Origin of the sequence: Candidatus Nanosynbacter sp. HMT-352 (assembly GCF_022819345.1) — a bacterium.
Lineage (GTDB): Bacteria > Patescibacteriota > Saccharimonadia > Saccharimonadales > Saccharimonadaceae > Nanosynbacter.
The window spans coordinates 577778-600185 of sequence record NZ_CP089288.1 but is presented as its reverse complement, the minus strand read 5'-3'; the positions used below and the strand labels follow the sequence as shown (position 1 = coordinate 600185).

Below are 22408 nucleotides of genomic sequence, written 5' to 3'. Positions count from 1 at the left end.
ATCACGATGAGTCGTTCATTAAAGAAAGGTCCATTCGTCGATGTAAAGCTAGCGAAGAAAATCGCTGCTCTTAGCCTTGACGATCGAACCGTTATCAAAACGTGGGCGCGCGCTTCGACTATTACACCAGAGATGGTTGGTCGAACGATTGCTGTTCACAACGGTAGAGTGCACGTACCAGTGCTGATTACCGAAAACATGGTTGGTCATAAGCTCGGTGAGTTTAGTCCAACTCGTAAATTCCGTAAACACGGTGGAAAGGATAAGAAGTAATCATGGCTGATACAACTTATACTGTCCGTGCTTACGCTAAAGGTGTTGATCAGGCACCACGTAAGGTAAGTCTAGTCGCAGCACTAGTGCGAGGTCGTACTGTAGCTGATGCGCTAGTTATCTTAGAGCACGTTCCAAAGCGCGCTACTAGCCCAGTCAAAAAGGCTATCGAAAGCGCTAAGGCAAACGCCATCAATAACCACGGCTTGGATGCTAAAAGCTTGGTAATTACTACTTTGAGTGTTACTACTGGCACACGTTTGCGTCGCTTTAAGCCTGCATCACGTGGCCGCGCTTTGCCATTCCAGAAAAAGACTTCAAATATTTTGGTTGAAGTAACTGGTACAGAAAAGCCAAAGAAAGCGCCTGCAAAAAAGGCCGAAGCTAAGGCAGAAGCAAAAACTGCTAAGCCTGCAGCTAAAAAAGCCACTAAACCGGCAGCAAAAAAGGAGGAGAAGTAAATGGGTCAAAAAGTGAATCCAATCAACTTCCGCCTACAGGTCAATAAGAACTGGAGCTCTCGTTGGTTTACGGCCAATAAAAAAGAGTTTGCAGAGGCGATTCGTCAGGATCACGAAATCCGCGAGTTGATTGAAAAGAAATTTGCCTCACGCCCAACTATCAATCGCATTGAGATTGAGCGTAGCGCTAACTTGATCACGATTACAATTCACACGGCAAAAGCTGGTGTTGTTATCGGTCGCGGTGGTGCTGGCGTGAACGAATTGAAGAAGCAAGTTGAGAAGATTGCTGGTCAGCCAGTTCGTATCAACATTGAAGAAGTTCGCCGTCCAGAATTGGCAGCCAAATTGGTAGCTGAGAATATCGCTCGCCAATTGGAGCGCCGAATCAACTTCCGCCGTGCAACTAAAATGACCGCACAAAACACCATGAATGCTGGCGCTAAAGGTATTCGTATTGAGGTGGCTGGTCGTTTGAACGGCGCTGAAATGGCACGTCGCGAAAAGGTAATTGAAGGCTCAGTGCCTCTACACACCTTGCGCGCTGATATTGACTTCCACTGTGCTCGCGCTCAGACACCAGCTGGTATCATTGGCGTGAAAGTGTGGATTTATAAGGGAGAAAGGAGTCGCTAAATGCTGTTACCAAAGAAAACTAAGCACCGCAAAGTGCGTATTGGAAAAAACCGCGGTCAAGCAACTCGTGGCAATTACATCGCGTTCGGCGACTTTGCATTGCAATCACAATCAAATGAGCGCATCAACTCCCGCCAAATCGAGTCTGCTCGTCAGGCGATGACTCGTTACATCAAGCGTGGCGGTAAGATTTGGATTCGAATCTTCCCTCACACTCCAGTTACCCGAAAGCCACTTGGCTTGAAGATGGGTGGCGGTAAAGGTAACCCAGAGTTCTTCGTTGCTAAGGTAAAGGCTGGTACTGTTCTATTTGAGATGCAGGGTGTTTCAGAGGAAGTTGCTCGCGAAGCAATGCGTCTGGCTAGCCACAAATTGCCAGTCAAATGTAAGTTCATCAAGCGGGAGGACGCATAAATGGCTGAAGCAAAGAAAACTGTTAAAGCAGCAGTTGTTAAGACGATTGACGATTTGAAGAAGGAATTGGCTGAAAAGCGAAACGACCTACTTCAGGCAAAACGTTCTCACGCTGCTGGCGAATTAGTTAATCCAAAAGCGTTGCGTTCACTCCGAAAGGAAATTGCACGCCTGCTGACACAAATTAATAATACAAAGGAGAGCAAGTAATGGCCCGACGAACATTGATTGGCGTCGTAACGAGTGCCAAGCGCGACAAGACCATCACTGTGACGGTCACTAGCCGCGAAACGCATCCGCTATACGGCAAACAGTACACCGTGACTCGCAAATACACTGCTCACGATGAAACCAACGAAGCAGGTGAAGGCGACAAGGTGCAAATCGAAGAGACTCGCCCAATTTCCAAGACTAAGAGCTTCACTCTAGTTAAGGTGATTGAAAAGTCTCGCGGTTCTATCAAACTAAAGGACGAAGTTTCTGGCGAAACTAAGGAAGAGGCTAAGGAGGACGACAAATGATCCAACAAGAATCTCGCCTTAAGGTAGCCGACAACTCAGGCGCTAGGGAAGTTTTGTGTATCCGCGTTCTTGGCGGTACACGACGCCGTTACGCTCGCGTTGGCGACGTAATCGTCTGCTCGGTAAAAGACGCTAGCCCAACCGGTAACGTTAAGAAAAAATCTGTTGTTAAGGCTGTAGTTGTTCGTACTCGCGATCAAATTCATCGCAAAGACGGCTCAACAATCTGCTTTGACGACAACGCCGTAGTGATTATCAACGATGACAAGCAGCCAAAAGCTACTCGTGTCTTCGGCCCAGTTCCACGCGAACTTCGCGACATGGGCTATATGAAGATCGTCAGCTTAGCTCCGGAGGTACTCTAATGGCTCGAATTCATAAAGACGATACCGTAAAAATTATTGCTGGTAAAAATAAAGGCACAACTGGTAAAGTTCTAAAAGTTAACACAAAAGACCAAACTGTTTTGGTTGAAGGTGTCGGCGTTGGACATCGCCACGTTAAGCCAAGCCAGTACAATCCAAAAGGTGGCAAAAAAGATATTCACGTACCAATGGATATTAGCAAAGTCGCTTTGGTTGTTGATGAGAAATCAGGCAAAACCAGCCGGGTTGGTTTAGTAAAGAATGCTGACGGCGGCAAAACTCGTGTTGCTCGCCAGGTAAAAAATAAGGAGATTAAATAATGGCAGAAAAGAAAACTGTCGTGCCAGCTCCTCGCTTGAAAGCCTTGTATCAAGGAACTTACCTTAAGGAACTACAAGCCGAATTGAATCTAAAGAACGTGCATGAAGTGCCAGCTTTGGAAAAGATCGTCGTGAGTGTTGGTACCGGCAAAAAGAAAGATGACAAGCGTCATTTCGAAATTGTCAAAAACACTGTCGAGAAAATTACCGGTCAAGCATCAGTAGCTCGACAAGCCAAAAAGTCAATCGCGACATTTAGCATTCGTAAAGGTATGGGCGCGCCAATTGGTGTTAGCGTAACTTTGCGCGGCGCTCGTATGTACGAGTTTATGGATCGTTTGATTAACGTTGCTTTGCCTCGCGTTCGTGACTTTCACGGCGTTGGCTTGAAGTTTGATAAAGGTGGCAATTACAATCTAGGCATCACCGAGCAATCGATTTTCCCAGAATTGACATTTGAGGAAACTCAGGTTTTGCACGGTTTGCAGATTACATTTGTTATCAAGAACGGCAACAAGGAAGCTTCTAAGGCGTTGCTAGAAAAATTCGGCATGCCGTTTGAGAAGAAAGGAGGCGTCAAGTAATGGCTAAGAAATCAATGGTCGCTCGTGATAAGAAGCGTATGAAGATGATTGCCAAGTTTGCAGCCAAGCGTGCTGAGTTGAAAGAACTTGGCGACCTCGATGGTTTGCAGAAATTGCCTCGCAATTCTAGCCCAACCAGGCACAAGAACCGTGATAGCATCTCTGGTCGCCCACGCGGCTACATGCGTCAGTTTGGCTTGAGCCGTATCAATTTCCGCGAAAAAGCAGCCAAGGGTGAAATCCCAGGCATAACAAAGAGTAGTTGGTAAGAAGGAAAGGAGATTAGAATATGTCTATGCAAACTACAGACCCAATCGCCGACCTTCTGACTCGCATCCGCAATGCGAAATTGGTTGGCAAAACGGAAGTTCGCGTTCCGTCCAGCAAGATGAAGAAAGTCATCGCTGAACAATTAGTTAAAAACGGCTACTTGGCAGATGTCAAGCTGGAAGACGCTAAGCCTCGTGGTGTGTTGGTAGTTACTATCAATGAAAAAGGAACTAACAGCACCATCAACGAAATTACCCGTATCTCAAAACCTGGTCGTCGCGTTTACGTCGGCGCTAGCGAGATTCCAAAGGTGAAGAGCGGCCGCGGTTTGGTACTCATTTCAACATCAAAAGGTGTCATGACTGGCGCTGAAGCAGCTAAGGCTAAACTTGGTGGCGAGTTGTTGTTGAAGGTTTACTAAGCCTCACGCAAATCAAATAAACGTCCTCATTACAGGGCGTTTATTTTTTATATCTATCTATGCAGAGATAGTATAATTTAACTAAGGGGTGATTTTATGATAGTTAAAGAATATGGAAAATCTAATAAAGATATTATTATGTTATTACATGGTGGTGGATTATCATGGTGGAATTATGAAGAAGTGTCAGAAATATTAAAAAGTGATTATCATGTAATATTACCAATATTAGATGGTCATTCAGGAAGTGATAGAGATTTTACTTCTATTGAAAGTAATGCAAATGAAATAATTGAATATATTGATAATAATTATAACGGAAATGTTAAACTTATAGGAGGACTTTCATTAGGAGCACAAATTTTATTAGATATATTGTCAAAAAGAGACAATATATGTGAATATACAATAATTGAAAGTGCTTTGGTGTGTCCAATGAAAATGACAAATAAACTTATAGAATCATCAATTAATGTGTCTTATGGACTTATAAATAAAAAGTGGTTTTCTAGACTTCAATTTAAAAGTTTAAAAATAAAAGAAGAATTATTTGATAAGTATTATATTGATAGTTCTAATATAACAAAAAATAATATGATTTCATTTTTAAAAGCTAATTCCAATTATCATCTTAAGAATATAAAAACTAACAAATCAAAATCAATAGTGATAGTAGGAAGTAAAGAAAGACCAATTATGATTAAATCTGCAAAAATAATACACGATGAATTAATTAATAGTGAATTAGAAATATTAAGTGGTTATTATCATGGAGACTTAAGTATTAATCATCCAAATGAATATGCAGAAAAAGTTAAGAAATTGATAAAATAACTGTTCGGAAAATTTTAGTAAACACAAGCAGTTTGAAGAGTAAATATGATGAGATCTGAAAGGTTCTTATTTTTATGTCTTTAAATCATATTCACTCTAAAAAGTTTGTAGTGTTAAGAATGGTAGTAGTATAATTATCTCTATTGCAAATGGCTTTTTACGCCCAGAGGATCAATATATAATTCCAGGAACAGAATTTAATGATGTTAAATTTTAAAAGGATGTACTAAATGATTGAACAAAAAACATTCGGCCAGAAAGTAATAGAATTTAATAAAAAATTATCTAAAATATCAATGGAATTACCGGATGATTTTAAAATTATAAATCCGTTTAATGGAAGTCAAAAAGAAATAGTAAATGAAATTTCAACAACGTTCTACAAAAGGTTTTACAATGATTGTAATAAACGTCGTATAATATTAGGAAGTTCACCAGCACGTCGAGGAACAGCTGTTACAGGGGTGCCATTTGAGGATGCGGAACATCTTCAAAAAGAAACTGGTATTTTGATTGATAAGTTTTATATTAATAAATCATCTTCAGGTTTTTTATATGATGTAATTGAAAAATATGGTGGATGCAAAAAGTTTTATTCGGATTTTTATATGAATTTTGTCTGTCCTGTTGGTATAGTTAGAGCCAATTCAAAGGGGAATGAGGTTAACTGTAATTATTATGATAGTAAAAAATTACAAGAAACATTGTATTCTTTGATTGTTAGTTCAATACGGGCACAGATTGATTTTGGAATCGATACTTCTGTGTGTTATTGCATAGGAAGTGGAGATAATTATACATTTTTATCTAAAATAAACAAAAAATATAATTTTTTTGATGAAATCATACCTTTGGAGCATCCGAGATTTATAATGCAGTATAATTCTAAACATAAATATGAATATTTTGAAAAGTATTTGACAGCTTTAAAGCAAAATCATGGCAAAGAAAAGGAGATAGCATATAGTTAATAAAAAATTTTAATGAAACATTAATACATGACGAGTTGTTCAAAAAGATTGATTATATTATTTTGTTGTTGAAGGTTTACTAAGCCTCACGCAAATCAAATAAACGTCCTCATTGCAGGGTGTTTATTTTTTATGATAAACTTTTATCATATGGGAGCTGGAGCGCTAAAAGACATAAAGTCAGCATATCGAGTAGCGGTAAAGGGATTAGTACGCGATGAATTAGGTAGGCTACTGTTTGTTCAAGAGAGAAGTGATTCATGGGACCTTCCTGGCGGTGGGCTGGAACATGGTGAGGATATTACAGAAGCGTTGAAACGAGAGTTTCTGGAAGAACTAGAGACAGATATCGAAGTCGCTGCAGAAAATCCCTTGATCATCCCAACTTGGAATACGAAGTTCGACGACCCCGTTTTGGTTATTGCCTACAAAGTTACTCTATTAACGACACCTCGTAAAACAGATGAAGTTTCAAACTTTAACTATTTTGATGTTCATGAGATAAAACAAGAGAGGTTGGATTCTACTCTAATAGGCAATCTTTCAAAGATATATCAAATTGACCGATAGTACTCTCGAGAGAAATATTTCTATGCTTTCCATACGGCAGACAGCATCGAAGACACTCTCATGTTGCTCTGTGCTATAAAAGAAAACGTAGGACACTTTCTGGCGCCTGGGGATATAAAGTATAATAGATTAGGCTGGCTAGCCCAGGCAATAAATTTAGGAGATATCATGGATACTATAAGAAAAACTATTAAAGCACGCACCTGGAAGGATGGTAAAGAAATTCACTCAGAAGATCAGACTCTTCCGGTAAATCAGGTATATGCTTGGCTTTTTACTCACGATAATAAAATAGCCATCGTATCTAAAGATGGTCGAAAGTGGCAGCTGCCCGGCGGAAAGCCAAATAAGCACGAGACTTACTTGCAAACCATCGTACGTGAAGTGGCAGAAGAGACGGGAATTAATACAGATAGCGTGTCTAGTCAGTATAAGTTCTTTGGCTATTACGATATCTTGGAAACAGATAGCTTAAAAAATGATGACGAGTACTTACAACTTCGGGTTAGTCTGAAACTTAATAAGAATGCCGATGAGTATATCTTACATCAACAGAACGAGGACGAAGAACAAATGCAGGAAGAGCAGATACGGTATGCTAAATTTGTGACAGTTGACGAACTCACACAACACATTCCATGGGCAAGTGAGAGCGCGGAGTTGCAGGCAGCTATACAGAGCCAAATAAATCTCTCTGTATCACGTTAGCGCATTTTTCGACCGCAACTTCATGCCCGAGTAAATATCCATTACGCTTTAACTTCGGTAGCTCGCGCACTTCGTGAAACATCATATTAAGTTCGGGCACGAAAAATAATTCCCGAAACGGCATTCCTTTAAGTCGAGATTCCTCACGTGGCTCGGTTAAGATAATGCCGGAATTTTCTCCAAAAATCACTTTCTCACGACCATTGGGAAAATTTATCACAAAACACGTTGTGTATTGCGCTCGCCTGTTTGTTTTACCTTCAAGCTTCTTCAGGCAATAATCTACAATCTCTTGGTCACTCATCTCATGACCATTCCAGCGTCTTGTAAATACGCCAGGCTCGCCATTTAGGGCTTCAATCTCCATACCAGAATCATCGGCGATAATTATCAGATTTTTATCATTTTCATGTAAATGATTCCTTGTGTGTTGCGCCTTCAATAGGGCGTTTTGTTCAAATGTCGCGCCCGTTTCTATGCAATCGGGGATTTGATAATCCAAATCTGCCAACGAAATAATTGACGTTTGCGGAGCGAATTTATGAAACGCGGCGATAAATTCTGCGTATTTGCCTGGGTTTCTGGTGGCGAAAAGTATAGTTGCTGTCATTGAGTATGATTATATCAAATATCATAAATATCGAAAAATTGCTAATTTAACGGTATTATAATATCATCGAACCAAGCAATGATAATTTCATCCATATACAAAACAGCCGATAACGACGGGCTAATCGCTCATATTTATGAACATTTATTAGCTCAGTACGTTTTGAAGCGTCTTCAAGATAATGAGTTCTTTGTTTTGAGTGATATTATACTGTCTGCAAAAACATATGGCGACACTTGTTTTATGGATGCTGAATTATATAGCTCAGAAGCAAAAAAGACGTATGACGAGGCATTGCGAGGGTTTGATAAATTAGTCATTCCAGAAGATGATATCTTGAGAGCCGCTGGCGAGTGTGGAATAGAAATGAATCGAAATATAGTAGAAGTCGACCGAAGTGAACTGAGTAAAAAGCTGCGCGAAGTTCAGATTTCTCCGTGGCGTAAGCAAATTGATATGGCATATCGTAAAGCTCACGATGAGAGCTCTGTTAATACGCTTTTTCGTACTTCGTATATAAAATACAGTAAAGAGTCTGACGATCTTTTTCGTGAATGCGTTCTGGAGTATTCAATTGATGAAAGTCACATACAGACGCCTGTTGATCAAGCTTTGGCGGCAATTGTTATGCAGATTGTGGATCTCAATTTTTTGACGGTCGTGCGAGAAAAATATACCGTATATGATCGTGGCGATCAGTGGTCGGAGGCGTCAATTTCGGTTGGATACAGAATGTTTCTTGGACTATCGAAGAAAGATGACAAAATAATTAATCAATTGGGTTGTGATTTCTTAGAGTATATAAAAATTTTATCGTCGTCTGTCTTTTGTGATAATTTACAAAAAGCTCTTGTTCGATGCTCGGACAATCATAAACAGGTTATATTAAACAGGAGCACACTAAATGCAATCCTTGGAGGGTGTGTTATTGGCGGCAAAGGTTGGCTGGGAATGGCGGATAGTGCTCGAATAAGGCAAATGATCAATTCAATCGAGTTGGATGTGTATGAGGTTAATTCGTAACTTGAAAGCCTTGCTTTTTACCTCTAATCTGTGTTAAAATAATGAAGTTAATATCAAATCACACGAAAGGTGAGTAATGAGTCTGAGTCGAATCGGAAAACTGCCGGTGATTATTCCGGCCGGTGTGACAATCACGGTTGACTCTGGTGATGTGGTCGTTAAAGGACCAAAGGGTGAATTGAAGCAATTCATCACACCAGCAGTTGAGGTGAAAGTCGAAGACGGACAAGTCACGGTACATCCTAAGGACGAGTCCAAAGTAGCCCGTAGTCAGCATGGTCTGATGCGCGCGCTAATCAACAACATGGTAATCGGTGTAACCAAAGGTTATGAAAAGCGCCTAGAGGTTAACGGTGTCGGTTTCCGCGTTAGTTCAAGCAACAACGAGCTAGAAATGGCACTTGGATTTTCACATCCAGTCAAATACAAAGCCCCAGAAGGCGTAACTGTTACCAACGAAAAAATGATTATCGTTGTTAGCGGTATCAATAAACAACAAGTCGGCCAAGTTGCAGCGGAAATCCGCGCCTTGAAGAAGCCTGAACCATACAAGGGCAAGGGTATCAAGTACGTCGACGAGCAGATTTTGCGTAAAGCAGGAAAGACAGGTAAGTAATCATGGCTGAAAATAAGAAGCTACTCAACCGCGCTCTTCGCAAAAACCGCGTTCGCGCTAAGGTTTCAGGCACGGCAAAGCGCCCACGCTTGACAGTTACTATTAGCAATTTGCACGTTAGTGCGCAATTGATTGATGATGTAGCCGGCAAGACATTGGCTGCAGCAACTACGGTTGGCGCAAAAGCGACTGGCACGATGACTGAAAAAAGTGCTGCTATCGGTACTGAAATTGCTAAAAAAGCAAAGAAAATTAAGATTAGCGCAGTAGTGTTTGACCGAAATGGTCGTCAATACGCTGGCCGCCTAAAGGCTTTGGCTGATGCTGCGCGCCAAGAAGGATTGGAGTTTTAGTATGGCAGAGCAAGCTGCAAATACTACCCCACGTGCAGAAGGTCGTCGACCTCGAAATCCACGTGGTGGTCGCCGCGATGACCGGCGAAATGTGCGCGATGACGCACCAAAAGAGTTTGAAGAATTGGTAATCAACATTGACCGCGTTTCTCGCGTGGTTAAAGGTGGTCGCCGCTTCCGATTTAAGGCTTTGGTAGTTGTTGGTAACCGCAAAGATAAAGTTGGTGTCGGCGTTGCTAAGGGTGCGGACGTTCAAGCCGCAGTCGCTAAGGCTACGTCAGTCGCTAAAAAGCACCTAATTACATTGCCATTAAACGGCGAAACAATTCCGCACGACAGCGAAGTTAAATTCTCTGGCGCACGCGTATTGATCAAGCCAGCTGCTCCTGGTACCGGTATTATCGCTGGTGGTGTAGTTCGCCAAATTATCGGCGTAACGGGTGTCCGTAACCTATTGACCAAATCTCTTGGCTCAACCAACAAGGTTAACATTGCTTACGCGACTATTGAAGCTCTAAAGTCATTAGTTCCACGCGATCAATGGCTAAGCGCTCAGCCTGTAAAAAAAGTTGCTAAAAAGGAGGCTAAATAATGAAGTACAATGATCTCCAAGTTTCAGCAAACAGGAATAAAAAGCGCGTTGGTCGCGGTATTGCTGCTGGTCAAGGTAAAACTGCTGGTCGCGGTACTAAAGGTCAGAACGCCCGAACAGGTAAGAAGCTTCGCGTAATGTTCCAGGGTGGTCAGCGTCCACTAGCTCAAGCTGTGCCAAAGGCTCGCGGGTTCAAGAGCTTGCGAACTCCAGCTCAAGTTGTGTACATGGATCACTTGAACGCATTTGACGGCAAGACCGTTGACAATGCTTTGTTGTTCACTGAAGGCTATATCGCAACTCCTTTCCACACGGTTAAGGTGATTGCTCGCGGTGAATTGAAGGCTAAGGTTGACTTGAAAGTACAAGCCGCCTCAGCGTCAGTTGTTGCTGCTATCGAAAAAGCTGGTGGCTCATTCGAGAAAGTAGCTACACCTCTACGCCAAAGCGCGAAAGAAGCTGAAGAGAAATAATTTTTCTCGGTGATAATAAATCCCCTTCCATTTCGAAGGGGATTTTCTTTTGCCCTGATTTTTGGACTATTTTTCGCTACATTCTTGTGGCACGACTAGATAAATAGTCACATTCCTGTCGGCGGTGTCATCGCTACTGTCGTGGCTGGCGATTTTTGGCTCAGAGATAATAATCTTACTCTCAGGAAAACCTTGCGAGACTAGTCCTTGCTTGACTTTATCGGCGCGCTCTATGGCTAATTTTGTGCCAGCACTTGTCTTCGAACTTTCATACGTCTGACCGATCAGCTCAATTGAAAATTCCTTTTGACTATTTGATTTATATAGCGACCCCAGTTTAGCTAGTTCGTCAACGGCAATTTCTTCGTATGTATATTGCGTCGAATCCGCATTGAAGAAAACATTTTTAAAATTATATTTACCGTCGCTAAGCGTAAAAGAGCCGTCTTTCATATAGCCATAGCCGGCTTTTCGAAAATCAGCAGACGTCAAACATTTTGAATTTGATTTAGCTAAATTCTGCTTTTTGCCTTCGCTTTTCTTCTCGTCTTTAGGCTTGATTGCTTCTTTGTGCGAAATATTCGTGTCTTTTGAAGGAGTGGTTTTATTTGACATAAGGACGATTGCCACCACTATTCCGATTGTCGCCAGTACTCCCACGACTACCAGTGTAACCCATAGCCATAATTTACTTTTCTTTGGTGGATAATTTTGGGGAAATTCTGGGTTTGGTGGTGGCGTAATTGGTGGAGTTGATGGGATTTCAGGTTGCTGTTGCATATAATACCTCATTTATATTATGTTATTGACTCAATTATAACGCACACGCTTTTATGTTTTTAGTATGGAAATATCCGCTAAGGTAATGTATAATTAACAGAGTTAAGAATTGTTAGTGACTATGAGGGGCTAAAACATGAATTGGAGAATAATTTTCCGCTCGCTGAAAAATAAAGATATGCAAAAACGACTATTTATTGTCGTGGGAATAATCGTTGTTTATCGATTATTGGCGCACATTCCAGTACCATTGGCAGAACCAACGCAACTGCGTAACGCGATTTCGTCGGTGCTTGGGCAATCTGACCTCGGTGGAATTTTGAACTTGCTATCTGGCGGCGCGTTGTCGAGCTTTTCTCTGGTATTGGTCGGACTTAGTCCATTCATTACCGCCAGTATTATCATTCAGCTTCTAACTAAAGCCATTCCAAGGCTTGAGGAATTGCACAAAGACGGCGAATCTGGACGCCGAAAAATCCAGCAATGGACGCGTGTTATTACCGTGCCGCTTGCTATTGTCCAGTCAATCGCTTTCATTTTCATCTTAAGGCAAACAGTTCTTCAAGGCGGCAGTACGACATTAGCCGACCCGACGATGATGGAATGGATCGTTTCAATCACTTCAATGACGGCAGGTTCTGTCCTTCTGATGTGGCTCGGTGAGTTGATCACTGAGCAGGGAATCGGCAACGGTATTTCTATCGTGATCTTCGCTGGTATCATCAGCCAATTGCCACAAATGCTCGCGTCATTAATCTCCTCGCTGTTCAATACTTCATCTGGCAGCTTAAACGTCTTCAACTGGTTCACTCTCCCTGTAAACCCAGTTATGTTCTGGACGATATTAATCATGTCAATCGCCGGACTCATCGTCCTTTACTTCCTAGTTAAAATCAACGAAGCTCAGCGCGTCATTACAATTAACTACGCAAAGCGTGTTCACGGAAACAGTAATTACGGCGATGTAAAAAGCATTTTGCCGGTTAAATTGATTGCTGCGGGAGTTATTCCGGTCATCTTTGCTGTTGCATTCCTAAGCTTGCCACAATTTGTTGGTCAAGTTATGAAAGCGTCTGGTAACGCCGATCTTCTGCCGACCGCCAATAAATTGATCACTTGGTTCCAAGCTCCAAGCGCGGGCTCGTTTACAGGAAGCACCGCTGAAGCGTTTATTTACCCAACGCTATACTTTATTCTGGTTATCGCCTTTACATATTTCTACACTGGAATCGTCTTTAACGCTAATGAAATTGCCGAAAATTTGCAGAAGCAAGGCGGATTTATTGAAGGCGTGCGTCCGGGCGCTCAGACTGAAAAATACCTTATGAGAACTGTCAATCGCTTGATTTTGTTCGGTTCAATTGTCCTAGGAATCGTGGCTATTTTGCCATTCGTCGCGGAATATCTCACGTACAATTTGACAGGCTTGCAAGGTTTGCGTTTGTCAATCGGCGGTACGGGAATCTTAATTGTCGTATCAGTTGCCCTTGAAACGCTGCGACAAGTCAACTCTCGTGCGCTGATGGTTACATATGATGACTTTGACCCAGACGAGCTGCTTGATAGTGACAAAAAGAAGAGTAAGAAGCGTCGTTTGTTTAAGAAAAAATAATTGACATTAAAAATCCCCGCCGAAAAGCGGGGAATTCTTTTTGCGAATGGATTATCGTATTTTGTAATCGTAAGATAAATTGTCGCCAACTTTTTTCTTATTTTGGCAGACTGGCGCAATTTCATTACTAATGTTATTTTCATCAACCATCTTACAGCTCGGAATTTCAAACAGGTTAAATTGATTGGTTGGGGAAATCGCTTTCCATCCGCCGTCTTGCTTAACTGCAAACATTCGCGCCACAGAATTGCCGCAACCATAACCCAGCAACAACTGTTTCTCATCTTGGGAATGGGCAATTACCGCAGTTACGCCGTTGTTATCCTTACAGCCCGACTTCTTCACGTCTGCCTTCAGAAAATCGCGAAGCTCTTGTGTGGCTGAATCGTTGCGAGTAACCGCTTTGCCTCCTTCAATACGGAAGCCTAGAGATCCTAGGCTTACAGATCCATTATCAACCTTTTCCGCTGTTTGAGATGTCTTGTCGGAAGTTTGGTTGGCATGTAATAAAATTACGCCAATAACTATCACTATCAAAGCCGTCACCAGACCGATTAGCGCTGCGGTCATTATCTCATTCTTCGATTTTGTAACCTTAAAGTTTGCTGGTTTTTTCTTGCTTGCCATAAAAATCCTTATGTTAAATTTGATAACACAATTATAGCACGTAAATTTACGGCGAAAACCCTTGTCAAACTGTGTTTAGTACTGTATAATTGACAACTGTAACTTATGGCGAGTCAAAAGGAAGTCATCAAAATGGTAGGAAAGGTAGTGGAAGCACTGCCTAATACTCAATTTAAGGTGGAACTGGAGAATGGCCATAGTATCATCGCGCACATTTCAGGACGAATGCGCAAGCATTACATCCGTCTGGTGCCTGGTGATAAGGTTGAGGTTGAGATGACCCCTTACGATCTTACAAAGGGACGAATCAGCTTCCGCCTACGTGACGATCGACCTCAAGGTCGGTAGTTAAATATTAACGGTAATCTCGGGTTTACTCGGGAAGGGAGATTTAAGCACTTTATGAAAGTTCGTGCAGGTGTGAAAAAAATCAGTCCCGATGATAAGTTCGTTCGCCGCAAAGGCCGACTATATATCATCAACAAGAAAAAACCTAAGAATAAGCAAAGGCAGGGTTAAGCATGGCTCGAATTGCTGGGGTAGTTATCCCAACAGAGAAGCAGGTGCAAATTGCGCTCACCTATATTTACGGTATTGGGCCAAAGCACGCTTCGAGCATCCTTGCGGCGGCTAAAATTGAGCCGACCACTCGGGTGAAAGATCTCACCGAGGCTGAAGAAAACAAGATTCGCGAAATTATTGACAGCGAATACACCGTTGAAGGTGATCTCCAGCGCTTGGTGGCAAATAATATTAAGCGCTTGAAGGATATCAACGCCTATCGCGGTCTTCGCCACAAAGCAGGACTGCCAACACGCGGACAGCGGACTCGTACGAATGCACGAACTCGCAAGGGTCGCGCCATCGCCGTGGGCGGTACACAACCAAAAGCAGCAAGTAAGACCTAAAGAAAGGACTAAGAAATGGCAGACGCAAAATCTACCAAGAAGAAGCAGCGCCGATCAGTCCCAGCTGGTCAGCTGCACATTCAGGCAACATTTAACAATACTATCGTTACTTTTTCCGACAAGAAGGGTAACGTACTAACCGCTTCGTCAGCTGGTGCATGTGGTTTCCGTGGAAGCAAAAAAGGTACAGCCTATGCTTCACAGGTTGCTGCTGAAAAAGCTGCTGAAGCTGCGAAAACTCAATACGGCTTGAAGTCTGTTGACGTTTTCGTGAAAGGTGTCGGTTTGGGACGTGATGCCGCTATTCGTGCGGTCAGCGCCTTCGACATCTCAGTAGAAAGCATTAAGGACGTAACTGGCGTGCCTCACGGTGGTGTTCGTCCACGAAAGGCACGGAGGGCATAATTATGGCACGAGATAATTCACCAATTGTCAAGCAAAGCCGCCGCGAAGGTTATGCGCTTCATCCAAAAGCACATAAAATTTTGGCGAAAAAATCTGGTATTCCAGGTCAGCACGCACATGGTCGTCAGAATAAGCCAAGTCTATATGCTACACAGCTTCGTGAAAAGCAGAAGGTTCGTCGCTTGTACGGTCTAGTCGAGAAGCAGTTTGCTCGCTTGATGGACGAAGCAACACGCGCTCAAGAAGGTTTGGCGGGCGAAAACTTGTTGAAGCTATTAGAGCGCCGTTTGGATAACGTTGTTTATCGTTCTGGATTTGCCGTATCGCGCCGCGCAGCTCGTCAACTAGTTAGCCACGGACACTTTGAATTGAACGGCCGACGCGTCGATATTCCATCGATTCGCGTTAAAGCTGGCGATGTCATCACGGTTCGTCCAAAGAGTACCAAGTCAGAGTACTTTACGCGAATTGACGATGTAATCAACAATTCAGTCCAAGGCCCACTAAGCTGGCTAAAAGCTGATAGCAAGAAGCTGAAGATTGAAGTAACTGGTTTGCCAAAGCGCGAGGAAGCAGAAGCTGACATCAACGAGCAATTAATTGTTGAGTATTACTCACGATAAAAGAAGGGTTAGGGAAGAATTATGGCAAAAGCAATTTACAATCCAGCACTCGCGAGCGTTGATGATATTTCAGCAACCAGTGCTACTTTTCTAATCGAGCCACTTCACCCAGGCTACGGTAATACTCTTGGTAACTCATTGCGACGCGTTCTATTGTCAAGCGTTCGTGGTGGCGCGGTTGTAGCTTTCAGGATTGAGGGCGCAACTCACGAGTTTACCACTGTTGAGGGCATCAAAGAAGATGTTGTCGACATTATGTTGAACTTGAAAAACGTTCACCTGCGCGTATTTACTGACGATCCAGTTGAACTGCGCATTGAGAAAACTGGCGCTGGCGAAGTAACTGCCGCTGACATTAAAACTAATGCTGACGTTGAAGTTGTTAACCCAGAGCAAGTAATTGCTACAATCGACGACCCAAACAAGCATTTGGTTATGGATTTGGTAGTTGAGGCAGGTTGCGGTTACCAGACAATTGAAGAGTCAAGCGAAAAGCGTTTGCACAGCGACATGATTGCTATCGACGCAATGTACTCGCCAGTTCTGCGCGTTCGCTACAAAGTCGACTCAACTCGTGTTGGTCAGGAAACGAACTTGGATAAATTGGCAATCACTGTTGAAACTAACGGTACAATCACACCTCGTGAGGCGTTCGAAGAAGCAGCAGCGATTCTCGTCAACCAATACACAGCTTTGGCTGGCAACACGATGGTAACTGGCGCGCCAGCACTTGGCGCAGCTAAGGAAGACGAAGAGTCAGAGCTAGCAATGCCAATTGAAGAGCTAAACTTAAGCGCCCGCACGACGAACGCGCTAATTAACAATGAAATCCGCACTATTCGCGATTTGGTAACTTTGACCGAGCAAGATTTGCGAGAATTGAAAGGTTTCGGTTCAAAGGCACTAGACGAAGTACGTGACAAGATGGCGGAGTTGGAGTTTTAACTATGCATAGACACGGATATCAAGGGCGCAAGTTCGGCCGCGAGCGTGATCAGCGACGAGCCCTACTCAAAGGTCTGGCTACCAGCTTGGTTGAGTACGGAAAGATCGAGACCACCTTGCCAAAGGCTAAGGAACTAAAGCGTCACATTGAAAAAATCATCACCAAGGCTAAAAAGGGCGACCTAGCTAGCCGACGTCAGGTGATTGCAGCATTAAGCACACGCGCCGCTGCTTACAAACTAGTTGATGAAATCGCGCCACAGCTAAGTGGTCGAACCAGCGGACACGTTCGCGTTGAACGAACACGTTTGCGAGTCGGCGACGGCGCTCAAATGGCGATCATCGAGTTTGTTGACGATATTAAACCAATGCCAAAGGAAGGAAAATAAGATGAAGACTTATTCACAAAAACCATCTGAAGTTTCTCGCCGTTGGGTATTGTTTGACGCTAGCGAATTACCACTTGGACGTTTAGCTACAGAAATTGCCAAGCATTTGACTGGTAAATACAAGCCAACTTATACTCCTCACATTGACGGTGGCGACTACGTAGTTGTTATCAATGCTGCGCAAACAGTTGTTACTGGATACAAGGAAACTGATAAGTATTACTATCGCCACAGTGGTTTCCCAGGTGGAATTAAGGAAACGCAATTCAAAGAAATGCGTGAACGCCACCCAGAGCGAATTATTGAAGAAGCTGTTAAAGGTATGTTGCCAAAGAACAAATTGCAAGCAGAGCGCCTAAAGCGTCTACGCATCTTTGCGGGCAGCGACCACGCTCACGCAGCACAAACACCAGAGAAAGTTGAGGTGAAGTAATATGGCTGATACTTATTTCTACGGCTTAGGTCGACGCAAAAGTGCTTCAGCAAGCGTTCGATTGCTTCCTGGAAAAGGCACTATCACTATCAACGGCAAACCTGCCGCTGAGTACCTGGACGGCAACAAAACCCTACTAGCAGAAGTAACCGACCCACTTGCAATTGTCAGCAAGCAAAAAGAATTCGACGTTACTATTCTAGTTAAAGGTGGCGGTCTGGCTGGTCAAGTTGACGCTATCAAGCTTGGCATCGCAAAAGCTTTGACAGCTGCTCATGCTGACCTGCGTCCAGTTCTGAAGAAGGCTGAGCTATTGAAGCGTGACCCACGCGAGAAAGAGCGCAAGAAGTACGGTCTTCGTTCTGCTCGTAAGCGCGAACAATTCTCTAAGCGTTAGTACAGAAAAGGCTATCACAAAATACTCCGTTTCACATGCAGGCGGAGTATTTTCATAGTATACTAAAAATATGTTGGACAAGATTATCCATCGCTGGTTACGGATTCCGTATGCATTGAACGTGCATTATTTTTCTCGTCCAGAAAAACCGAAAGCGACGATTTTACTTATTCATGGATTAGGCACATCCTGGAAAACGTGGACGCCGCTGGAGCCGTATTTACCGAAGGATGCGCGAGTTATAGCAATTGATATGCTGGGATTTGGCAATTCGCCCAAGCCCGGTTGGAAGTCCTACAACGCCCATGACCAAGCCGCAAGCATCGTCGCCACTTTGCACAGGGAATTCATAAATCACGTCGATATTATCATCGGTCATTCTATGGGCTCGCTGGCTGCCGTAGAACTCGCCAAGCAATATCCGAAGTTAAGCAAGTCGCTGATTTTGTGTAGCCCGCCGATATATTATCCGATGGTCGACGAAAAAAATCATCATCCAGAGAAGATTTTGCGTGCGCTTTATGAGTTTTTCAATAGTCATCCGCGCAGCTCGAAACGTTTTTTGCAATTCGCTGATCGGCACAATATTTGGCCTGACGCTGGATTTAAGGCTGATGAGGTTACCGCCGAGTCGTTTTTAATCGCCCTGAACACTGCGATTATCAATCAGACGACAATGAATGACATTGCTAAGCTCACTCTTCCGATTGCTATTTTGTCTGGAAAACTTGATCCGCTGATTGTCGAGAGAAATCTGAAGAAATTGGCAAAAGATCATAGCAATATAACTCATACGTCAATGGCAACTCAGCGGCATGAAATAACCGATAAATATGCGAAGAAGCTGTCGGAAATTATAAAAGAGTATTTGGCGGGAAAATATTCACCAAAAACGAGTCGTCTTATAACAAAATCCAAACGAGAAAGTTTATGATTGAAGTAGAGTCCAAATTTAAAGTATTGAGTAGTATAACACGCGACGAGCTTCTCACCATTCTTAAAGACCAATTCATCGCGCCCATCTCAGTCAAACGCCAAATTGATACAGTATTTTTATTGCCCGAGCAAGTTGACGCGCCAATTGTTCCCGGCTCCAAAATTATGCGAGTGCGCGATGTTCTTAATCCGGAAACTGGTGAGCTGCAACGGAGCTTGATGACGCTGAAAGTTGAAGGACAGGCAAAATTGGTGTCTGATGAATATGAATTTGCGGTTGATGACGGAAATGCGGCGCGCCAAATGCTCACAGCGCTGGGCTGGCAAGAAATTGTTACGGTTGATAAAGTCCGCCTTGAATCGAAAACTGAGGACTATACGATCTGCATCGACGAAGTTGCTGGACTAGGACTATTTATTGAACTGGAAATCCTGACAGAAGACGATGCCAACGTAAAAAACATTCAGCAACAAATGTGCAATTTTCTGAAAAACCTGAACATTGACGGCAAATTATGGAAAATTCCGTACGACACAAGCATTAGAGATCTGCAAAATAACGTTAGTTAGCGTATACTTGATTAAATTTAGGAGGTCTTATGTCGGTTGAAATTAAAAGATCCAAAAAAGACATATCGGCTGTCTTTACGCGCGTGAAAAATAAATTAGCGCTAGTGCTTGCGGATAGTCCGCAAATTCATCATGTCGGCAGTACCGCAGTACTTGGCTTGGATGGTAAAAATATCCTAGATATCCTTATTTCTGCTAAAGATAGCGAACACATGAACGAGTTGCGGGACAAATTGGTAGCAATTGGATATTTTCCTTCATTAAATCCAAGTTCCCGTCAAGGGTATATCTTCCTGGCGTCCCGACAAGAAGAAACTGGCGAGGGCGATATTCATATTCACCTCGCGGTCGCGAATACTGAAACGCACGATAACTTCTTAATTATCAGAGATTATCTAAGGTCTCACAATGACGAAGCTGATCAATATTCAAAGATAAAATATCAATATGCCAAGCAAGCAAATTACGACAGGTCAGCGTATAAAAAACTTAAAGCAGCTTATGTCGATAAGTTATTGCAACGTGCCAGGCAGTGGAAAAATGGCGGCTAATCTCCTCATTCATATTCCGTACGGCACAAGCATTAGAAATCTGCAAAATAACGCTAGTTAGCGTATACTTATCAATATGAAACAAGAAAATAGCCCAATTTATTTTATCACTTCCAATCACAGTAAATTCGCCAGCCTCCAAAAACTTCTCCAACCGCTTGGCGTTGATTTAAGGCAGCTCGATTATGATTTTGACGAAGGGCGAAGGCTAGACATTCAGACGATTGCCAAAAGTAAATTATCTCAAGCCAAGAAAGCCTTCCCAGACAAGCGTCTGGTCGTTGATGACCGTGGTTTCTTCATCCCGGCGCTGAAAGGTTTTCCGGGGCCGTTTGTTAAATTGCTACTGAATAGTTTTAGCTATCCCGGCATTATCAAGTTGATGAAAGGCGAGGCTGATCGTCGAGCTATTTTTTCTTTTGCGGTTGGTTATTTTGACGGTGAAAAAGACCACATTTTCGTAGCCAACGAAGAGGGATTTATCGTCGACGAGCCACGTGGCGATAGTCTTCATGGCTGGACGGAATTGTTATATATTTATGGACATCCGAGCTTTCCTGGTCGTAGTTTGGCAGAACTGAACGACGAAGAATGGCAGGAATATCTGACGATAATTGAGAAAGTTGATGGGCTCGCGATGTTGAGGGATTATTTAATAGATGCATGAAAGCTGATAATAACCGTATACAACAGGCTGTCATTGCTCGCGAAATCATTGATCTCTACCGAGATTCGCCAGATAAATATGAGGTGGCGGAGTCTCTTAGCTCGTTATGTTTTGCAATGGCGCGATTAACTAACTATGATAAAGTCGACTATCCAGCAATTGACTGGGATGATTTAGCAAGTAACTTTGATGGCATAGCAACATCCCAAAGTGATGTATCAGCCATACGAAAGATAGAAAATGATATAGCGTCTACATATAAAAAATCTTTAAAGATTATAAAGCAACAACTAAGCTGAGCTAGGAAGAATACAGATAATATATTGTCCCATTACTTAACGATCGAATAATGCTATAATATACTTAATGAAACCATCAAAACCCGTCATCCTCACTGGCGTGCGCGCCAACAACAACATCCACATAGGTAATTACTTTGGGGCTATTTTGCCGATTATTAACATGGCGAAACGTCGCTCGGACGAATATGATATTAATCTATTCATCCCAGACCTTCACAGTTTTACGACGCCAATTGACCACAGCAAGTTATATGACAGCATCCTGAACAACGCGCGAGTTTATACCGCCGCCGGATTGTCACTGGACAATTCTTCTATTCATCTTTACCGCCAAAGTCGCATTTCGGCACACAGTGAACTGGCGTGGATTTTGGACTGCTTTACTGGATTTGGCGAGATGAGCCGAATGACACAGTTTAAGGATAAATCGCGCAAATTCATAGGCAATAAAATGTCTGAGGATACCACAGTAGATCATCGGAATATATCGGAAATTATCCAAAGCAATACCTCTGCTCATTTATTAAACTCTCCTATGCTAATGGCTTTAGAGAAGGTCACTTACAATAATGCGTCTGTTGGCCTCTTCAACTACCCAGTCCTGATGGCTGCCGACATTCTACTTTACGGCGCGACTTACGTGCCAGTTGGCGACGACCAGACTCAGCATTTGGAGTTCACGCGCGATATTGCCGAGCGAATGAATCGTAAGTTTGGCGATCTATTTATCGTGCCAAAACCCGTAATTCAGCAACATCAATTCTTCGGAAAAGATCAAGGATTGAGGATTAAAGATCTCGTGAATCCAGCGAAGAAAATGAGCAAATCTGACGAGAGCGGCAAGGGAATTATTTTCCTTTCTGACGATCCAAAATCGGCACATAAGAAAATAATGAGCGCAACAACAGATTCAATTGGCAAAGTTCAATACGACAAGGAAAATCAGCCAGGAATTTCTAATTTGCTGGAGATTTTGACTTTGGTTCGGCAAGATGCTGGCAGGGAAGTTACTCTGGAGCAAACCGCCAACGAGTACTTCGGTATGGATCGTTATGGCGATTTCAAGCGAATTGTGGCCGACGAAGTCGCGGAATTTTTGGAGAATTTCCAGAATCGGCTTGCGGCGGTTGATGAGCAAGCAATTGAAGAAAAGTTGGCTTCCAGTGAAAAAGACATGAATGTCGTCGCTAATGAAACTTTGTATCGCGTTCAAAAAGCTGTAGGGCTTCGAAAATAGGGAGCAAATCG

Annotated in this window: 39 protein-coding genes; 36 read left to right on the top strand and 3 right to left on the bottom strand. The window is 42.9% G+C overall.

The window, feature by feature from the left end; translation table 11 throughout:
- The first annotated feature begins 6 nt into the window (after window positions 1-6).
- The 15 genes from rpsS (at window position 7) to LRM46_RS03170 (ending at window position 7348) form a co-directional block, all read left to right on the top strand.
- Entirely contained in the window at window positions 7-273 is a 267-nt protein-coding gene (gene rpsS / locus LRM46_RS03240; RefSeq protein WP_129630968.1) for a 30S ribosomal protein S19, read from the top strand.
- Between the two features lie 2 nt (window positions 274-275).
- Window positions 276-734, top strand: coding sequence for a 50S ribosomal protein L22 (gene rplV / locus LRM46_RS03235; RefSeq protein WP_243812991.1), 459 nt, complete (start codon window positions 276-278; stop codon window positions 732-734).
- The gene (gene rpsC / locus LRM46_RS03230) at window positions 735-1370 is read left to right on the top strand and encodes a 30S ribosomal protein S3 (RefSeq protein ID WP_129630962.1); all 636 of its coding nucleotides are present in this window, start codon (window positions 735-737) and stop codon (window positions 1368-1370) included.
- Window positions 1371-1784, top strand: a complete 414-nt coding sequence (gene rplP / locus LRM46_RS03225) for a 50S ribosomal protein L16 (protein ID WP_129635102.1) — start codon at window positions 1371-1373, stop codon at window positions 1782-1784.
- Window positions 1785-1994: a 50S ribosomal protein L29 gene (gene rpmC, locus LRM46_RS03220; protein WP_129630956.1), complete on the top strand. Its 210-nt coding sequence runs from the start codon at window positions 1785-1787 to the stop codon at window positions 1992-1994.
- Complete coding sequence (gene rpsQ, locus LRM46_RS03215; protein WP_129630953.1) at window positions 1994-2305, top strand: 30S ribosomal protein S17; 312 nt, start codon at window positions 1994-1996, stop codon at window positions 2303-2305. The genes rpmC and rpsQ overlap by 1 nt, the downstream gene beginning before the upstream one ends.
- A complete protein-coding gene (gene rplN, locus LRM46_RS03210) occupies window positions 2302-2670 on the top strand; it encodes a 50S ribosomal protein L14 (protein ID WP_129630950.1) in 369 nt (122 codons plus the stop codon). Before rpsQ ends, rplN begins: the two co-directional genes overlap by 4 nt.
- Window positions 2670-2990, top strand: coding sequence for a 50S ribosomal protein L24 (gene rplX, locus LRM46_RS03205; RefSeq protein ID WP_129637438.1), 321 nt, complete (start codon window positions 2670-2672; stop codon window positions 2988-2990). The genes rplN and rplX overlap by 1 nt, the downstream gene beginning before the upstream one ends.
- A complete protein-coding gene (gene rplE, locus LRM46_RS03200) occupies window positions 2990-3574 on the top strand; it encodes a 50S ribosomal protein L5 (RefSeq protein ID WP_243812990.1) in 585 nt (194 codons plus the stop codon). The genes rplX and rplE overlap by 1 nt, the downstream gene beginning before the upstream one ends.
- Entirely contained in the window at window positions 3574-3843 is a 270-nt protein-coding gene (gene rpsN / locus LRM46_RS03195; protein WP_129630942.1) for a 30S ribosomal protein S14, read from the top strand. Before rplE ends, rpsN begins: the two co-directional genes overlap by 1 nt.
- Window positions 3844-3863: 20 nt before the next feature.
- Entirely contained in the window at window positions 3864-4265 is a 402-nt protein-coding gene (gene rpsH, locus LRM46_RS03190; RefSeq protein WP_129630940.1) for a 30S ribosomal protein S8, read from the top strand.
- A 96-nt stretch (window positions 4266-4361) separates the two neighbouring features.
- A complete protein-coding gene (locus tag LRM46_RS03185) occupies window positions 4362-5099 on the top strand; it encodes an alpha/beta hydrolase (RefSeq protein WP_243812989.1) in 738 nt (245 codons plus the stop codon).
- 230 nt (window positions 5100-5329) lie between these two features.
- Window positions 5330-6070, top strand: coding sequence for a uracil-DNA glycosylase family protein (locus tag LRM46_RS03180; RefSeq protein WP_243812988.1), 741 nt, complete (start codon window positions 5330-5332; stop codon window positions 6068-6070).
- A 150-nt stretch (window positions 6071-6220) separates the two neighbouring features.
- Window positions 6221-6640: an NUDIX hydrolase gene (locus LRM46_RS03175; protein WP_243812987.1), complete on the top strand. Its 420-nt coding sequence runs from the start codon at window positions 6221-6223 to the stop codon at window positions 6638-6640.
- 168 nt (window positions 6641-6808) lie between these two features.
- Window positions 6809-7348, top strand: coding sequence for an NUDIX hydrolase (locus LRM46_RS03170; RefSeq protein WP_243812986.1), 540 nt, complete (start codon window positions 6809-6811; stop codon window positions 7346-7348).
- Here LRM46_RS03170 and LRM46_RS03165 read toward each other — a convergent pair.
- Entirely contained in the window at window positions 7311-7958 is a 648-nt protein-coding gene (locus LRM46_RS03165) for a non-canonical purine NTP pyrophosphatase (protein WP_243812985.1), read from the bottom strand. The two genes, LRM46_RS03170 and LRM46_RS03165, sit on opposite strands and share 38 nt — an antisense overlap.
- A 78-nt stretch (window positions 7959-8036) precedes the next feature.
- On the opposite strand from LRM46_RS03165, the gene LRM46_RS03160 reads away from it, so the two are divergent.
- The 5 genes from LRM46_RS03160 (at window position 8037) to rplO (ending at window position 11015) form a co-directional block, all read left to right on the top strand.
- Complete coding sequence (locus LRM46_RS03160; protein ID WP_243812984.1) at window positions 8037-8981, top strand: hypothetical protein; 945 nt, start codon at window positions 8037-8039, stop codon at window positions 8979-8981.
- Window positions 8982-9063: 82 nt separating this feature from the next.
- Window positions 9064-9597, top strand: coding sequence for a 50S ribosomal protein L6 (rplF, locus tag LRM46_RS03155; RefSeq protein ID WP_129632941.1), 534 nt, complete (start codon window positions 9064-9066; stop codon window positions 9595-9597).
- Between the two features lie 2 nt (window positions 9598-9599).
- Window positions 9600-9950, top strand: coding sequence for a 50S ribosomal protein L18 (gene rplR, locus LRM46_RS03150; protein WP_243812983.1), 351 nt, complete (start codon window positions 9600-9602; stop codon window positions 9948-9950).
- 1 nt (window position 9951) lies between these two features.
- Entirely contained in the window at window positions 9952-10542 is a 591-nt protein-coding gene (gene rpsE, locus LRM46_RS03145; RefSeq protein ID WP_129632920.1) for a 30S ribosomal protein S5, read from the top strand.
- Window positions 10542-11015, top strand: a complete 474-nt coding sequence (rplO, locus tag LRM46_RS03140) for a 50S ribosomal protein L15 (RefSeq protein WP_129745344.1) — start codon at window positions 10542-10544, stop codon at window positions 11013-11015. Before rpsE ends, rplO begins: the two co-directional genes overlap by 1 nt.
- 66 nt (window positions 11016-11081) lie before the next feature.
- On the opposite strand, the gene LRM46_RS03135 is transcribed toward rplO, so the two are convergent.
- A complete protein-coding gene (locus LRM46_RS03135) occupies window positions 11082-11795 on the bottom strand; it encodes an OmpA family protein (protein ID WP_243812982.1) in 714 nt (237 codons plus the stop codon).
- Window positions 11796-11931: 136 nt separating this feature from the next.
- Between LRM46_RS03135 and secY the strand changes: the two genes are divergently transcribed.
- A complete protein-coding gene (gene secY, locus LRM46_RS03130) occupies window positions 11932-13407 on the top strand; it encodes a preprotein translocase subunit SecY (protein ID WP_243812981.1) in 1476 nt (491 codons plus the stop codon).
- A 51-nt stretch (window positions 13408-13458) separates the two neighbouring features.
- Here the strand turns inward: secY and LRM46_RS03125 are convergent, their stop codons facing one another.
- On the bottom strand, window positions 13459-14034 hold the full coding sequence (locus LRM46_RS03125) for a hypothetical protein (RefSeq protein ID WP_129632911.1): 576 nt from the start codon (window positions 14032-14034) through the stop codon (window positions 13459-13461).
- Between the two features lie 105 nt (window positions 14035-14139).
- On the opposite strand from LRM46_RS03125, the gene infA reads away from it, so the two are divergent.
- From infA to trpS, 15 genes are all read left to right on the top strand, one after another.
- Complete coding sequence (gene infA, locus LRM46_RS03120; protein WP_129635133.1) at window positions 14140-14382, top strand: translation initiation factor IF-1; 243 nt, start codon at window positions 14140-14142, stop codon at window positions 14380-14382.
- Between the two features lie 54 nt (window positions 14383-14436).
- The gene (rpmJ, locus tag LRM46_RS03115; protein WP_129637195.1) at window positions 14437-14553 is read left to right on the top strand and encodes a 50S ribosomal protein L36; all 117 of its coding nucleotides are present in this window, start codon (window positions 14437-14439) and stop codon (window positions 14551-14553) included.
- Between the two features lie 2 nt (window positions 14554-14555).
- Window positions 14556-14942 (top strand): 30S ribosomal protein S13, encoded by a 387-nt coding sequence (gene rpsM, locus LRM46_RS03110; RefSeq protein ID WP_129632902.1) that lies wholly within the window; start codon window positions 14556-14558, stop codon window positions 14940-14942.
- A gap of 15 nt (window positions 14943-14957) precedes the next feature.
- Entirely contained in the window at window positions 14958-15347 is a 390-nt protein-coding gene (gene rpsK, locus LRM46_RS03105; protein ID WP_129632899.1) for a 30S ribosomal protein S11, read from the top strand.
- Window positions 15348-15349: 2 nt separating this feature from the next.
- The gene (gene rpsD / locus LRM46_RS03100) at window positions 15350-15970 is read left to right on the top strand and encodes a 30S ribosomal protein S4 (RefSeq protein ID WP_129632896.1); all 621 of its coding nucleotides are present in this window, start codon (window positions 15350-15352) and stop codon (window positions 15968-15970) included.
- Between the two features lie 21 nt (window positions 15971-15991).
- Window positions 15992-16915 (top strand): DNA-directed RNA polymerase subunit alpha, encoded by a 924-nt coding sequence (locus LRM46_RS03095; RefSeq protein WP_129743800.1) that lies wholly within the window; start codon window positions 15992-15994, stop codon window positions 16913-16915.
- Window positions 16916-16917: 2 nt separating this feature from the next.
- Entirely contained in the window at window positions 16918-17304 is a 387-nt protein-coding gene (gene rplQ, locus LRM46_RS03090; RefSeq protein ID WP_129636875.1) for a 50S ribosomal protein L17, read from the top strand.
- Window position 17305: 1 nt separating this feature from the next.
- Entirely contained in the window at window positions 17306-17737 is a 432-nt protein-coding gene (gene rplM / locus LRM46_RS03085; RefSeq protein ID WP_243812980.1) for a 50S ribosomal protein L13, read from the top strand.
- 1 nt (window position 17738) lies between these two features.
- Entirely contained in the window at window positions 17739-18134 is a 396-nt protein-coding gene (gene rpsI, locus LRM46_RS03080; protein ID WP_129636874.1) for a 30S ribosomal protein S9, read from the top strand.
- Between the two features lie 70 nt (window positions 18135-18204).
- Window positions 18205-19068, top strand: coding sequence for an alpha/beta fold hydrolase (locus LRM46_RS03075; protein WP_243812979.1), 864 nt, complete (start codon window positions 18205-18207; stop codon window positions 19066-19068).
- The gene (cyaB, locus tag LRM46_RS03070) at window positions 19065-19640 is read left to right on the top strand and encodes a class IV adenylate cyclase (protein WP_243812978.1); all 576 of its coding nucleotides are present in this window, start codon (window positions 19065-19067) and stop codon (window positions 19638-19640) included. The genes LRM46_RS03075 and cyaB overlap by 4 nt, the downstream gene beginning before the upstream one ends.
- A 29-nt stretch (window positions 19641-19669) precedes the next feature.
- On the top strand, window positions 19670-20191 hold the full coding sequence (locus tag LRM46_RS03065) for a GrpB family protein (protein WP_243803639.1): 522 nt from the start codon (window positions 19670-19672) through the stop codon (window positions 20189-20191).
- 76 nt (window positions 20192-20267) lie between these two features.
- Window positions 20268-20858, top strand: coding sequence for a non-canonical purine NTP pyrophosphatase (locus LRM46_RS03060; RefSeq protein WP_243812977.1), 591 nt, complete (start codon window positions 20268-20270; stop codon window positions 20856-20858).
- Window positions 20855-21157, top strand: a complete 303-nt coding sequence (locus LRM46_RS03055) for a hypothetical protein (RefSeq protein WP_243812976.1) — start codon at window positions 20855-20857, stop codon at window positions 21155-21157. Before LRM46_RS03060 ends, LRM46_RS03055 begins: the two co-directional genes overlap by 4 nt.
- A 67-nt stretch (window positions 21158-21224) precedes the next feature.
- Window positions 21225-22397: a tryptophan--tRNA ligase gene (gene trpS, locus LRM46_RS03050; RefSeq protein WP_243812975.1), complete on the top strand. Its 1173-nt coding sequence runs from the start codon at window positions 21225-21227 to the stop codon at window positions 22395-22397.
- Window positions 22398-22408 lie beyond the last annotated feature (11 nt).